Here is a 13,335-nt window from a genome sequence, read left to right as displayed (position 1 = left end):
ACCCTCATTATGGATACTAAATATAGAATAGTCCTAACTTTAGTCGTCATGTTTATATTCAGCGCTTGCGCTACATATAAACCACAATTTAATACTGCAAATACAAATTCTTCTTTTCCAGATAAGGAAATTATGCATTCGTTTTATTTAATTGGAGATGCTGGTAATTCATCTTTAGGAACATCTTCGAAAGCACTACAATCATTTAAGGAAGCCTTAAGTAAAGCTTCAAAAAATAGCACAGCACTTTTTTTAGGAGATAATATCTACCCAAAAGGTTTACCAAAAAAAGAAGATGAAGGGAGAGCATTTGCAGAACATCAACTAAATATTCAAACAGCAGCAGTAGAAGGTTTTAAAGGGAAAACGGTTTTTATTCCAGGAAACCATGATTGGTACAACAATGGGTTAAAAGGACTTAAAAGACAAGAAAAATACGTTGAAAAAAAACTAGGTAAGAATACATTTCTACCAGAAAATGGGTGCCCTATTGAAAAAGTAAAGATATCTGATGATATCGTTATGATTGTGGTCGATTCGGAGTGGTATTTAACAGACTGGAACAAGCACCCGACAATAAACGATGATTGCGAAATAAAAACCAGAACCAAGTTTTTTGATGAATTTGAAAGTGAAATAAAGAAAGCAAGAGGAAAAACAACCATTGTAGCTATACATCATCCTATGTTTACTAATGGTTCCCATGGCGGACAGTATTCTTTTAAAAGCCATATGAAACCTATTCCTGTTTTAGGGACTCTTAAAAACTTAATCCGTAAAACAGGAGGAGTAACGATTGTAGATGTGCAAAATAAGATGTATAATGAATTTAGAAAACGCATCATTACATTATCTCAGGAAAATAATAAAGTTGTTTTTGTATCTGGACACGATCATAACTTACAATACATCGTTCAAGATAATTTACCTCAAATTGTAAGCGGATCTGGCTCTAAAGAAATGGCCGTTCGTAATGTGGGAAATGGTCAATTTTCCTATAGTACTCAAGGGTATGCAAGACTAGATGTGTTTAAAGATGGTTCATCCCATGTTCGCTTTTATTCAGCAGAAGGTAATACTATTGTGTTTCAAACACAGGTTTTAGAAGCAGAAGAAATAAAAACGATTAAAGATTACAAAGATAATACTGAAAAAGAAGTAGTGGCCTCTGTTTATTCTGAAGAAGAAACCACTAAAGGAGGTGCTTATAAAATGTTTTGGGGTAAACGCTACCGAGATGAATTTAGTACCAAAGTTAAAGCACCTGCAGTAAGACTCGATACTCTTTTTGGTGGATTAACCCCAGTTAGAAAAGGAGGTGGACATCAATCAAAATCTTTACGATTGAAAGATGCTAAGGGGAGGGAGTATGTTATGAGAGCACTTCGTAAAAATGCCATTCAATATATACAAGCAGTGGGATTTAAAGATCAATTTATAGAAGGCCAATTTAATGATTCTTATACAGAAGGACTTCTGCTCGATGTTTTTACAGGATCTCACCCTTATGCGCCTTTTACAATAGGAACGTTATCTGATGCCGTTGGCGTTTACCATACAAATCCAGTGCTTTATTATGTGCCAAAGCAATCGACCCTAGGTCAATTTAATAGTGAGTTTGGAAACGAACTTTATATGATTGAAGAACGTGCTAGTTCTGGTCATGGCGATAAAGCTAGTTTTGGTTTTTCGGATGAACTCATAAGCACAGACGATTTACTAAAGGAATTAAAAGAAGACGAAGATCATGTTTTAGATGAAGCCGCTTACATAAGAGCACGCTTATTTGATATGCTGATTGGTGATTGGGATAGACACGAAGATCAATGGCGTTGGGCAGAATTTAAAGAAGAAGATAAAAGAATGTATCGCCCAGTACCAAGAGATCGTGATCAAGCATTTTCTATTATGGCAGACGGTATTTTACTTGGTTTAGCAACGACTATAGTACCTTCGTTACGTTTATTACAGAGTTACGAAGAAGAATTAAAAAGCCCAAAATGGTTCAATTTAGAACCTTACCCTTTAGATATGACTTTAATCAATGAATCTGATAAAAGTGTTTGGGATGCTCAGGTAAAGTATATTGTAGAGAATCTATCGGATGCCATAATTGACAAAGCATTTTTAAATTTCCCACCCGAAGTTAGCAAGGAAAGTATAAAAGACATTAAGCGTAAACTTAAAGGAAGACGTTCTAACCTACAAACGATTTCTGATACATATTACGATCATATTAGTAAGTTCGCCGTTATTAAAGGCACAGATAAAGACGATTGGTTTCAAATAGAACGTATGCCTCAGGGAAATACTAAAGTAACAGCTTATAGAATTAAAGATGGGAAAAAAGCAGATGTATTTCATCAAAGAATGTATACCTGTATTAACACTAAAGAAATATGGATTTATGGATTAGATGATGACGATACATTCGAAATTTTTGGAACAGGTAATAAGCTTATAAAAATACGATTGATAGGAGGCCAGAATAATGATACTTATAATATCAAAAACGGTAAGCGTGTCAATATTTATGATTACAAATCTAAAGAGAACACATTTGCTACAAATAAAGGGCGAAAACAACTTACAGATGACTATGAAACAAATGTTTATGATTATAAAAAGCTGAAAAACAGCAGCAATCAATTAATGCCTACTTTAGGGTCTAATCCAGACGATGGACTTAAAATAGGGTTTTCTAATACCTTAACTAATTACGGTTTTATGCGTAATCCTTTTACATCTAAACACATTGTTTCCGGAGCCTATTATTTTGCAACACAAGGATTTGATTTTGGATATAACGGGGAATTTGCAAAAGTTGTTGGGAATATGAATTTAAATTTGCAGGCTCAATTTACAAGCCCTAATTATGCTATTAACTTTTTCGGATTCGGTAATAACACACCAAACCCGGAAGCAGACGAAAATGATGGTTTAGATGTGGGTTTAGATTATAATCGTGTAAAATTGGAAACTCTAAAATTTTCACCATCTTTAGTTTGGAGAGGTCGTTTAGGCGCTAGTTTTAAAATTGGATTATTATATGAATCTTATGAAGTAGAAGAAACTGAAGGACGGTTTATAAACGATCAATTTATTGGAGATAATACAGAAATTGATAATGACTATTACGGTATTGATGCTAAATATCATTATGAGAATTACGATAATGAAGCATTTCCAACATTAGGCATGATGATAGCACTTCAAACAGGATATAAAAATAATCTGGATGAATCTAAAGGTTTTGCATATCTAATTCCGGAAATAGCCTTCGATTATAAGTTAATACCTAGCGGGCAATTAGTGTTAGCAACAAAGTTGAAAGGGCATATTAATTTTGGAGATGAATTTGAATTTTATCAAGGCGCTAATATTGGAGCTAATAATGGTTTAAGAGGGTATAGGAACGAACGATTTACAGGTAAAAGTTCTTTTGTACAAAGTACCGATATTCGATTAAATTTACGCAAAGTAAAAACAGGATTATTACCTTTAAATATCGGATTTTATGGCGGAGTAGACTATGGACGCATTTGGGTTGATGATGACTTTTTATTAAATCCAAATGACCATTCAGATAATTGGAATACGTCTATTGGTGGTGGTATTTTTGCTAATGCAGCAGATATGGTTACCCTAAACCTATCGGCATTTAATAGTGATGATGGTCTGCGTTTAGCTTTTAAAATGGGCTTTGGGTTTTAACTCATCATCCTGAACTTTTGTATAGAACTTATTCCAGATTTGCCCAAATTTAATACGTTAATTGAAAGTTGTGTCCGGTCAAGCGTAGTCGAGACCTACTTATTTAGTTTATTTAAAATTAACAACCTCTCGACTGCGCTCGAGGAGACAAATAAAAGGTTATTCCAATTTAAATTCATACAAGTTCCCACCGTCTCCATGTGCTTTTTCATCAGTAATATAAATGGTGTTTTTATCTTTAAAACAAATACTTTCCTTTTGAGATATGTTCTTAAAATCATAAGTTTTAAGCGTACCGCTAAAGAAATCATCAGACTTGAAATCGGTAAAAACCAAAAATGATTTTTGGGTTAATAAAACCATTTGTTTGCCATCATCACTTATATCTGCTGAGGTCACCCAACAATGTAAATCGTCACAGAAGCTAAACGTACTAACTAATTCTGCTATATGATTACCTTTTTTAGCAGGGATTTTATATAAATGAGTTTTGCCGAAATCGTTTTTTACACGGCTTTTGGTAAACAAATAAAGGCTGTCATTATAATAGAAGAATGCTTCACAATCAAAATATAATTTTTTCTTTTTTGGAGGAAATTTTTTCTGGTTTGAATATGTAAAAGAGATCCGTTCAACATCAATTTTTTTCGAACTTTTTAAAGCGTTTGCATTCACCTTTAAAATACTCAGGTTTTTACGGTCGTTAATATTATTTCCAAAATCACCTATATAAAGATTACCAGCTTTGTCTGCTGTTAAATCTTCCCAATCACGATTTTTTGCATTAATTTTTAATGTTTTTACAATAGCTCCTTTTCTATTTAAACCATAAATTTTAGAAGCGTTTCCACCATCGTTTAACATCCAGATTACATCTGAATTTGGTACTGTTTCTGTTCCGGAAACTTCGTGTAGTGCTTTAGGTAAATCAGCAATCACATTTTTATTTTCTGGGTTACACGATGCTGTTAATAGTATTGCTGATAAAAGAAATTTATTCATTTAGGCTGCCATCATTTATAATGCTAAATTTACGCAGTAATTTTTGATATGAGGACATACGACGTTATTATTGTTGGAGGAGGCGCAGCAGGTTTTTTTGCAGCCATTACTATTACTGAGTTAAACCCTAGTTTAAAAGTAGCGATTTTAGAACGTGGAAAAGAGGGGCTTCAAAAGGTTAAAATATCTGGAGGCGGCCGATGTAATGTAACGCATGCAGAGTTTATACCTTCAGAATTAGTGCAGAATTATCCAAGAGGTGAAAAAGAATTATTAGGACCTTTTCATCAGTTTATGACAGGTGATACCATGGAGTGGTTCGAAAAGCGTGGCGTCCCATTAAAAATTGAAGAGGATGGTCGGATGTTCCCAGAATCAAACTCATCACAAACCATTATTGATTGTTTTTTGAAGGAGGCGCAAGAAAATCGTGTAGAAGTCTTATACAATCATTCGGTAAAATTTATTAAAAAGAAACAAGACTTATGGGAGTTAGAAACAACAGAAGGTCAATTTACTTCAAAAAAAGTACTAATAGCAACAGGTAGCAATCCAAAAATATGGAATCTTTTGGAAGACTTAGGACATTCTATTTCACAACCAGTTCCTTCACTTTTTACTTTCGATATCAAAGATACTCGAATTAAAGATATCCCTGGGGTTGTGGCTCAAAATGTAGAAATTAAAGTTGTTGATAGCCATTTAGAATCAGAAGGTCCATTACTCATTACGCATGTGGGAATGAGTGCTCCAGCAATTTTAAAACTTTCAGCATTTGGAGCTTTAGAATTGGCAAAATGTGATTATAAGTTTCAAATTAAAATCAATTTTATAAAACTAGCCTTTAAAGAATGTTTAGACGATTTAAAGGAATTCAAACAAGAGTTCGCAAAAAAGACCGTATTTAAATTTACGCAATACGAACTGCCTAAAAGGTTATGGCAACAGTTAGTATTAGCATCACATATTTCAATGACTACGACTTGGGCAGATATAAACAAACAACAACTGGAAGCTTTAGCATTGCAGCTAACAGAGGCTGTATTTAAAGTGACAGGTAAAAGTACTTTTAAAGAAGAATTTGTTACTGCCGGAGGCATTGATTTAAAAGAAGTTAATTTTAAAACCTTCGAAAGTAAACTTTGTGAAGGTATATACTTTGCTGGTGAAATTTTAAATATAGATGCTATTACAGGAGGGTTTAATTTTCAGAATGCCTGGACTGGAGCTTATATTGCAGCAAAATCGATTGTTAGTTAGTTGTTATTTTGAGTTTCGAGTCATTTCGACGATAGGAGAAATCACATAATCAGAATAACATAAAAGCTATTAGGGTGTAATATTTCAATTGTTCCTCACTCAACATGATATCGGTTTATTGTAAAAAATGATTTGTATGGCTTTCTAAAAACTAAAAGATTAGTCAAAATAAATATCTATTCAGTATTTATTTTATATATTAGATATATATAATTTATATATTATGGGAAAAACAAAAAAATTAATAGAATTAGATGATAAAGCAATTGAAATTCTTGAAAAGCAGGCAAAAATCCAGAAGCGTTCGCTTAAAAATTATATTGAATATATGTTAGAAGATACGGCAGCTCGCTTTGCTGAGCCTTCAGAAGCTTATAAAGCAATGATGGACGATATGATTAAAAAGGATAATGAAGGAATTTTAAGGACGCAATCTTGGGAGGCTATAAAAGCACAATATGGCAAATAAATATATTGAGTTTTCTGAGGAAGCAAGAATTGAATTTCATAAAGCCAAATGTTTTATGGAGTTTAAAAATAAAGAAGCCGAGTTTTGGCTAGATGTTGATAGACAATTACATTTAATTGTTGATTATCCTGAAGCTTTTCAAGTATGCTACAAGAATATTCGGGTTGTTTCCTTAGAAAATTTTAATTATTCCATTCATTATGTTAAAAAGCCTTATGGGATATTGGTCTATAGATTTCTCAATCAAAAACAAAATTTTTAAATGAAAACATACATCGCACTTTTAAGAGGTATTAACGTTAGCGGACAAAAGAAAATCCCCATGGTGGAGCTACGAGAGCTACTTACTAATTCCGGATTAGAAAATGTACAGACCTATATCCAAAGCGGGAATGTGATTTTTAGATCACTAGAACAAGACATTCAAAAATTGGAATTAAAAATACACGAGGCTATCAAAATGCATTTTGGTTTTGAAGTCCCGATTCTTATTAAAACCCCAGAAGGTTTGCAGAAGGTCTTTGATGATTGTCCATTTCCAGAAGAGAAAAAAACAAATAGCTATTTTACATTATTATATACCATTCCAGATAAAGATTTAGTAAAAGAAGCTGCAAAATTATCATACCCAAATGAAGAGTTCGTTATAATGAATAACTGTATTTATTTTTACTGCTCTACAGGTTACGGAAAGGCTAAATACAGTAATAATTTTTTTGAACGTAAACTAAAAACAACATCAACAGCAAGAAATTATAAAACGATGCTAAAGCTTTTAGAATTGTCTTCAAATGCGTCTTAATCGAAAAGAATTCCTTGATGTTGTGCGTCGAGGTTTCCGCTGAAATTGTCATTCCCGTGAAAAACGGGAATCTAAATAAAGAATTTTTTCACAATGGTTAAATTAAACCAGTTTATATATTATATAGTTGCCTAGAGTATTATTGGTTTCAAAAAAATCTTTAGTTTCTTATGAACTCCATTAAAGGACCGTCCACTTCGGGATGATCAGATAAGAACAGTTTTCCATTTTTGAAATAGTAATCATATTCAACAGATAGAATAGTTATCTTGCCTTCTTTTAGTGAAAAAACATAACTTCCAGTATCCAGAATTTGTAAATTTTCATCAGGATTGTTAACAACATTTATCTTATTATTAGATAAATCAAAATTCCAAACATGTTCCCCTTTCTGAAAATCGACAGGCTTACATTCGCAGGTAACATCTATTAGGTTCCAAGTTCCATTTAAGGTGTCTTTGTTTGTGTTGTCATCATCATTCGAGCAAGACGAAATCAATCCAATAAAGGCAAAAAGGAGGATCATTTTTTTCATAGTATATTTTCATGGTTTACTAGAAGATACAAAAGTGTTTGTTTGGTTGCGTCAAATTATAATTAACAAATAGGTGACCAATTTGATATTTCCTATTTTTGCAAATATTAATGATCGATTTATAGAAGCCTGTTTAAAACAGACTTTGTCGGCGGATTTAAAATAGAATGCAAGAAGTACAATTTATCCCCAAAACCTATACAAATTCTATTGAAAAAGGAAGTTTTACATGGTCATCACCAAGTAATATTGCTTTAATTAAATATTGGGGTAAAAAAGAACATCAAATTCCAGAGAATCCATCTGTCAGTTTTACGCTCGATAATTGTAAAACAACTACAACTTTGGGTTTTACTAAAAAAGAAAACCAAGATGATTTCTCTTTCGATGTTTTTTTAGATGGTGATAAAAAAGATGATTTTAAACCAAAAATTGAAACCTTTTTTAAACGAATTGAAGTTTATTTACCATTTTTAAGAAATTACCATTTTAAGATTGAAACCTCTAATACGTTTCCACATAGTTCGGGTATAGCCTCTTCTGCAAGTGGTATGAGTGCATTGACTATGTGCCTAATGAGTATAGAGAAATTATTGATGGAGCCTTATGGTACTTTGATTAAAGCCGAAAGGTCTTTAACTGACGATTTTTTCATTCAAAAAGCATCTTTTTTAGCGCGTTTAGGCTCAGGAAGCGCCTGTAGAAGTTTGGAAGGTGATTTAGTAGTTTGGGGAAAACATAGCGAGATTGATGGGAGTTCAGATTTATTTGGTATAAAGTATCCATTTAAAGTACATGAAAATTTTAAAAATTACCAAGACACTATTTTGTTGGTTGATAAAGGAGAAAAACAAGTAAGCAGTACTGTCGGTCATAATTTAATGTACGGTCACCCGTTTGCCCAAGAACGCTTTAAACAAGCTCATAAAAATTTATCAAATTTAATAGAGGTCTTTAAAGAAGGCGATTTAGACACCTTTATAGAAATCGTTGAAGGTGAGGCATTAACGCTTCATGCCATGATGATGACTAGCATGCCGTATTTTATTTTAATGAAACCAAATACCTTAGAAATTATAAATAAAATTTGGTCATTTAGGCAAGCAACAAACTCAAAAGTCTGTTTTACACTGGATGCAGGTGCCAATGTACATCTTTTGTATCCTGAAAATGAATGTGAACAAGTTTGTGAATTTGTTAAGAATGAATTAGTTGCATTTTGTCAAAAAGGTCAGTATATTAACGATAAAATTGGATTTGGAGCAAAACAATTGTAATTTTGAAGAGCCAAATCAAAAGTAACTTATGAAAGGACCCTTATTTTACTCAAAAATATTACTCTTTGGAGAGTATGGAATCATTAAAGATTCTAAAGGGTTGTCCATCCCTTATAATTTCTATAATGGTGCTTTAAAGACTGATGAAAATCCTTCAGATACAGCCATTGAATCAAATGAAAGTTTAAAGCGTTTTGTTGATTATTTGGAGAATATTGACTCTGAATTAGTAACGTTTGATATAGCATTGATAAAACAACATGTTAACGCTGGTATGTATTTCGATTCTTCTATCCCTCAAGGTTATGGTGTTGGAAGTAGTGGCGCTTTAGTTGCGGCTATTTATGATAAATATGCTCAGAATAAAATCACGGTTCTAGAGAATTTAACACGTGATAAGCTGTTGAAATTAAAAGCAATTTTTTCAGCAATGGAGTCTTTCTTCCATGGAAAATCTTCTGGATTGGACCCGTTAAATAGTTATTTAAGTATTCCAATCCTTATCAATTCTAAAGATAATATTGAAGCTACGGGAATACCTTCTCAAAAAAATGAAGGTAAAAATGCGGTGTTTTTATTAGATAGTGGTATCATTGGAGAAACGGCACCTATGGTGAGTATTTTTATGGAGAATATGAAGCAAGAAGGTTTCCGTAATATGCTTAAAGATCAATTTATAAAACATACCGACGCGTGTATTGATGATTTTTTAAATGGAAATATAAAATCGTTATTTAAGAATACAAAGAGCCTGTCGAAAGTAGTTTTAAGCAATTTTAAGCCTATGATTCCGCAGCAATTTCATGAACTTTGGAAAAAAGGTATTGAAACAAATGAATATTATTTAAAGCTTTGCGGTTCTGGTGGCGGTGGTTATATTCTAGGTTTCACCGAAGATATCGATAGAGCAAAGCAAGCACTTAGTGACTATAAATTAGAAGTCGTTTATAACTTCTAAACTTCACGATTATCATTCTGAATGTATTTCAGGATTTTCAATATTGAGTTTTTATGTTAAACAGAAAGCAAAAACATATCCTACTTAAGTTTTTTAGCTTATTTTCTGTTGTAAGAGGTTATAATATTTTAATTATTGTTATTGCGCAATACTTAACATCTATCTACATCCTAGCTCATAATAAACCATTAAAACAGGTTGTTTTTGATCTTAATTTATTTATGATTGTTTTAGCTTCTTCGGTTACTATAGCAGGAGGATATATTATAAATAACTTTTATGATTCAGAGAAAGATTTAATCAACAGGCCCATAAAATCGAGATTAGACAGATTAGTAAGTCAAAACACAAAACTCTCTTTTTATTTTGTTTTAAATTTTTTAGCAGCCATTATGGCTAGCTATGTATCCTTTAAAGCAGTTGTGTTCTTTTCTATTTACATTTTTGGTATTTGGTTTTATTCCCATAAGTTAAAGAAGCTCCCATTTGTTGGTAATCTAACATCTGCTATTTTAACGATTACACCATTTTTTGCCATTTTCATGTATTATAAAAATTTCGAAACAGTGATTTTTGTGCACGCTATGTTTTTGTTTTTAATTATTTCTATGCGGGAACTCACCAAAGATTTAGAAAATATAAAAGGCGATTTGGTTCAGAACTATAAAACCATTCCAATCGCTTATGGTGAAAGAGTTTCTAAGTTGATGTTAACCATATTGTGTGCTTTAACTTTAATTCCGACTTATTTGTTGTTGTTTAAGTATGAAATAGGTCATATGTATTTATATTTTTACTTAAGTACGTTATTATTACTTGGGTTTCAGGTATTACTTTGGAGGTCTAAAACAAAGACGCACTACCTTATTCTTCATAATACGTTAAAATTTATTATTGTATTGGGGGTTTTTAGTATTTTGTTGATTGATATTACAATCGTTTTACATAGAATTTAATGGAAGAAAATAGACTCAAAGTAGCACTTGCGCAAATCTCACCTGTTTGGCTAAACAAAATCGATACCTTAAAAAAAGTAAAACAATGTATTATAGATGTCTCTAAAGAAGCTGTGGAATTAATTGTTTTTGGTGAAGGTTTAGTGCCAGGTTATCCGTTTTGGCTAGCGCTAACAGGAGGTGCCGAATGGGATAAAACCGTAAATAAAGAATTACATGCGCATTACGTATCTAATGCCATTTGTATAGAAAAAGACGATTTAGAATCTATTTGTGGGCTATCAAAAAAGCACAAGATGGCTATTTATTTAGGCATTATAGAACGCCCCTTAGATAGAGGAGGTCATAGCATATATGCTTCTTTAGTATATATAAATCAGGAAGGAAGCATTCAATCGGTGCATAGAAAGTTACAACCAACTTATGACGAACGTTTAACATGGTCTCCAGGAGATGGAAACGGCTTGCAAGTACATCCGTTAAAGAAATTCACAGTTGGCGGATTAAATTGTTGGGAAAATTGGATGCCTTTACCAAGGGCAGCTTTGTATGGTTTAGGTGAAGATTTACATATTGCTGTATGGCCGGGAGGTGATCATAATACTAAGGATATTACAAGGTTTATAGCTCGAGAATCGCGTTCGTTTGTCATATCTGCATCTAGCTTGATGGCTAAAGGTGATTTCCCAAAAGAGACGCCACATTTAAATCAGATTATAGAAAAGGCTCCAGATATTTTAGCTAATGGCGGTAGCTGTATTGCAGGACCAGATGGGGAATGGATTGTTGAACCTGTTTTACATAAAGAAGGTTTGATTATACAAACAATCGATTTTAATCGTGTGTTAGAAGAACGTCAAAATTTTGACCCCGTTGGGCATTATTCCAGACCAGATGTTACTAAGCTTAGTGTTAATAGAACACGTCAATCTACAGTCGTATTCAAGGATTAAAACAAATTAGCATTCTTAAATCGTCAATCGTAAATTTAGCTATATCTTTGCAAAAAATTTAGAGTTATGAGTAAACAACAAGGCGGACAAAGAAAAGGAAAGACTTCTCCTGGAGCTTCTAGAAAAGACTTCAAGAAAAGTTATGTGAAAGGAAATGCGCCTTTTAGAAAGAACGATGGTCAACAAAATAAAAAACCATCCAATCCTGACGAAATTAGATTGAATAAATATGTAGCTAATTCTGGAATATGTTCTCGTAGAGAAGCCGATGTTCATATTGCTACAGGCTTAGTTTCAGTGAACGGTAAAGTCGTTACAGAAATGGGGTATAAAGTTAAAATAGGTGATGAAGTTCGTTATGACGGTGCTCGTATTAATCCAGAAAAGAAAGCCTATGTCTTGCTTAATAAACCAAAGGGGTTTGCAACGACAACGAGCGAAGGGAAGGGTAGAACAGTTATGGACTTAGTTGCTAATGCAACGACCTCTCGAATAAAACCTATAGGGCGTTTAGGTAGAAATTCTAAAGGCTTATTGTTATTTACCAATGATGATGTTATTGTAGATAAGTTTACAAATTCTAAAAACGGTGTAGCTCGTTTATTTCATATAGAATTGAATAAAAACTTAAAGCTGGAAGATTTAAAAAAGATTCAGGCTGGTTTTAAAGTAGAAGGAAAATTAATAACTGTAGAAGAAATTAGCTATATAGACGGTGCTTCAAAAAAAGAAATAGGCCTTAAAGTTAAAAATACAGGAAACACAATCATTCGTACCATATTCGATTATTTAAAGTATGAGATTGAAAGCCTAGACTGTGTTGCCATTGGTCACCTTACCAAAAAGGATATTCCTCGTGGCTCATGGAAGCATCTTACTGAGCAGGAATTGAATACTTTGAAGATGCTGTAGTCATTTTAATCTAGAATAATTTTCGCTTGAATAGTTTTTAGGTTATCTTAAATAAATACAGTAATAATAACTAGTTAGCTTTTCTGAGCTGAAAACATATAATAATACTATTTCTTGTTTGGAATTACTGTAAAATAAAATAATGATTATTTGCTTTATACAAAATATAAAAATAAAGCATAGCCTAAGTTACGGTTTCTTTTTCTATTGAAGTAGAAGGCGAAAAAGGGTGTTTTATTACGGTTATTTCAAATGAGAATTGGTATAAATCATTTACTTCATCATTATCTCCTTATAGTTGTTTTTCTAATTGTTTTAAATAGACAAACAGATATATAAAACATTAAGCAAGAAGCGTTTTGTAAAACATTTTGAACAGTCTTTTGTTAATCTTTAGTTAAAAACCATTTTTTGAAATCTAAAAAAAATATTGCTGCGTAATTAATAATATAATAACTGCCAATAGTTTTAGACGTGAAGCTATTGATGTGTTATGA

12 protein-coding genes are annotated in these 13,335 nt (G+C 32.4%); 10 read left to right on the top strand and 2 right to left on the bottom strand.

The annotated features are described in order from the left end of the window. The first annotated feature begins 9 nt into the window (after positions 1–9). Entirely contained in the window at positions 10–3,714 is a 3,705-nt protein-coding gene (locus EM932_RS03150; RefSeq protein WP_135875404.1) for a metallophosphoesterase, read from the top strand. A gap of 159 nt (positions 3,715–3,873) precedes the next feature. Here the strand turns inward: EM932_RS03150 and EM932_RS03145 are convergent, their stop codons facing one another. Beyond that, positions 3,874–4,716, bottom strand: coding sequence for a hypothetical protein (locus EM932_RS03145; RefSeq protein WP_246040867.1), 843 nt, complete (start codon positions 4,714–4,716; stop codon positions 3,874–3,876). Between the two features lie 48 nt (positions 4,717–4,764). On the opposite strand from EM932_RS03145, the gene EM932_RS03140 reads away from it, so the two are divergent. The 4 genes from EM932_RS03140 (at position 4,765) to EM932_RS03125 (ending at position 7,247) form a co-directional block, all read left to right on the top strand. Further along, a complete protein-coding gene (locus EM932_RS03140; RefSeq protein ID WP_135875403.1) occupies positions 4,765–5,976 on the top strand; it encodes a BaiN/RdsA family NAD(P)/FAD-dependent oxidoreductase in 1,212 nt (403 codons plus the stop codon). A gap of 223 nt (positions 5,977–6,199) precedes the next feature. After that, a complete protein-coding gene (locus EM932_RS03135) occupies positions 6,200–6,445 on the top strand; it encodes a hypothetical protein (RefSeq protein WP_135875401.1) in 246 nt (81 codons plus the stop codon). Continuing rightward, positions 6,435–6,707 (top strand): hypothetical protein, encoded by a 273-nt coding sequence (locus EM932_RS03130; RefSeq protein ID WP_135875399.1) that lies wholly within the window; start codon positions 6,435–6,437, stop codon positions 6,705–6,707. The genes EM932_RS03135 and EM932_RS03130 overlap by 11 nt, the downstream gene beginning before the upstream one ends. Beyond that, a complete protein-coding gene (locus EM932_RS03125; RefSeq protein WP_135875397.1) occupies positions 6,708–7,247 on the top strand; it encodes a DUF1697 domain-containing protein in 540 nt (179 codons plus the stop codon). It begins immediately after the preceding gene. Positions 7,248–7,407: 160 nt separating this feature from the next. On the opposite strand, the gene EM932_RS03120 is transcribed toward EM932_RS03125, so the two are convergent. Beyond that, a complete protein-coding gene (locus EM932_RS03120; protein WP_135875395.1) occupies positions 7,408–7,782 on the bottom strand; it encodes a hypothetical protein in 375 nt (124 codons plus the stop codon). A gap of 167 nt (positions 7,783–7,949) precedes the next feature. Here EM932_RS03120 and EM932_RS03115 point away from each other — a divergent pair, with 167 nt between their 5' ends. The 5 genes from EM932_RS03115 to EM932_RS03095 all read left to right on the top strand — a co-directional run bounded on the left by EM932_RS03115 (position 7,950) and on the right by EM932_RS03095 (position 12,838). Next, positions 7,950–9,059 (top strand): diphosphomevalonate/mevalonate 3,5-bisphosphate decarboxylase family protein, encoded by a 1,110-nt coding sequence (locus EM932_RS03115; protein WP_135875393.1) that lies wholly within the window; start codon positions 7,950–7,952, stop codon positions 9,057–9,059. 28 nt (positions 9,060–9,087) lie between these two features. Beyond that, entirely contained in the window at positions 9,088–10,017 is a 930-nt protein-coding gene (locus EM932_RS03110; protein WP_135875392.1) for a mevalonate kinase family protein, read from the top strand. Between the two features lie 53 nt (positions 10,018–10,070). After that, complete coding sequence (locus EM932_RS03105; RefSeq protein ID WP_135875390.1) at positions 10,071–10,973, top strand: geranylgeranylglycerol-phosphate geranylgeranyltransferase; 903 nt, start codon at positions 10,071–10,073, stop codon at positions 10,971–10,973. Further along, complete coding sequence (locus EM932_RS03100) at positions 10,973–11,926, top strand: carbon-nitrogen hydrolase family protein (protein WP_135875388.1); 954 nt, start codon at positions 10,973–10,975, stop codon at positions 11,924–11,926. The genes EM932_RS03105 and EM932_RS03100 overlap by 1 nt, the downstream gene beginning before the upstream one ends. A 66-nt stretch (positions 11,927–11,992) precedes the next feature. Next, complete coding sequence (locus tag EM932_RS03095; protein WP_135875386.1) at positions 11,993–12,838, top strand: pseudouridine synthase; 846 nt, start codon at positions 11,993–11,995, stop codon at positions 12,836–12,838. The last annotated feature ends 497 nt before the right edge of the window (positions 12,839–13,335 follow it).

Source organism: Flavivirga rizhaonensis (assembly GCF_004791695.1).
Taxonomy (GTDB): domain Bacteria; phylum Bacteroidota; class Bacteroidia; order Flavobacteriales; family Flavobacteriaceae; genus Flavivirga; species Flavivirga rizhaonensis.
This window is presented reverse-complemented; position numbering and strand designations above follow the sequence as displayed.

Coding starts and splice junctions, on each gene's coding strand:
- EM932_RS03140 (WP_135875403.1), top strand. CDS start 4,765: ATGAGGACATACGACGTTATTATTGTTGGAGGAGGCGCAGCAGGTTTT.
- EM932_RS03115 (WP_135875393.1), top strand. CDS start 7,950: ATGCAAGAAGTACAATTTATCCCCAAAACCTATACAAATTCTATTGAA.
- EM932_RS03130 (WP_135875399.1), top strand. CDS start 6,435: ATGGCAAATAAATATATTGAGTTTTCTGAGGAAGCAAGAATTGAATTT.
- EM932_RS03110 (WP_135875392.1), top strand. CDS start 9,088: ATGAAAGGACCCTTATTTTACTCAAAAATATTACTCTTTGGAGAGTAT.
- EM932_RS03120 (WP_135875395.1), bottom strand. CDS start 7,782: ATGAAAAAAATGATCCTCCTTTTTGCCTTTATTGGATTGATTTCGTCT.
- EM932_RS03125 (WP_135875397.1), top strand. CDS start 6,708: ATGAAAACATACATCGCACTTTTAAGAGGTATTAACGTTAGCGGACAA.
- EM932_RS03150 (WP_135875404.1), top strand. CDS start 10: ATGGATACTAAATATAGAATAGTCCTAACTTTAGTCGTCATGTTTATA.
- EM932_RS03100 (WP_135875388.1), top strand. CDS start 10,973: ATGGAAGAAAATAGACTCAAAGTAGCACTTGCGCAAATCTCACCTGTT.
- EM932_RS03095 (WP_135875386.1), top strand. CDS start 11,993: ATGAGTAAACAACAAGGCGGACAAAGAAAAGGAAAGACTTCTCCTGGA.
- EM932_RS03145 (WP_246040867.1), bottom strand. CDS start 4,716: ATGAATAAATTTCTTTTATCAGCAATACTATTAACAGCATCGTGTAAC.
- EM932_RS03135 (WP_135875401.1), top strand. CDS start 6,200: ATGGGAAAAACAAAAAAATTAATAGAATTAGATGATAAAGCAATTGAA.
- EM932_RS03105 (WP_135875390.1), top strand. CDS start 10,071: ATGTTAAACAGAAAGCAAAAACATATCCTACTTAAGTTTTTTAGCTTA.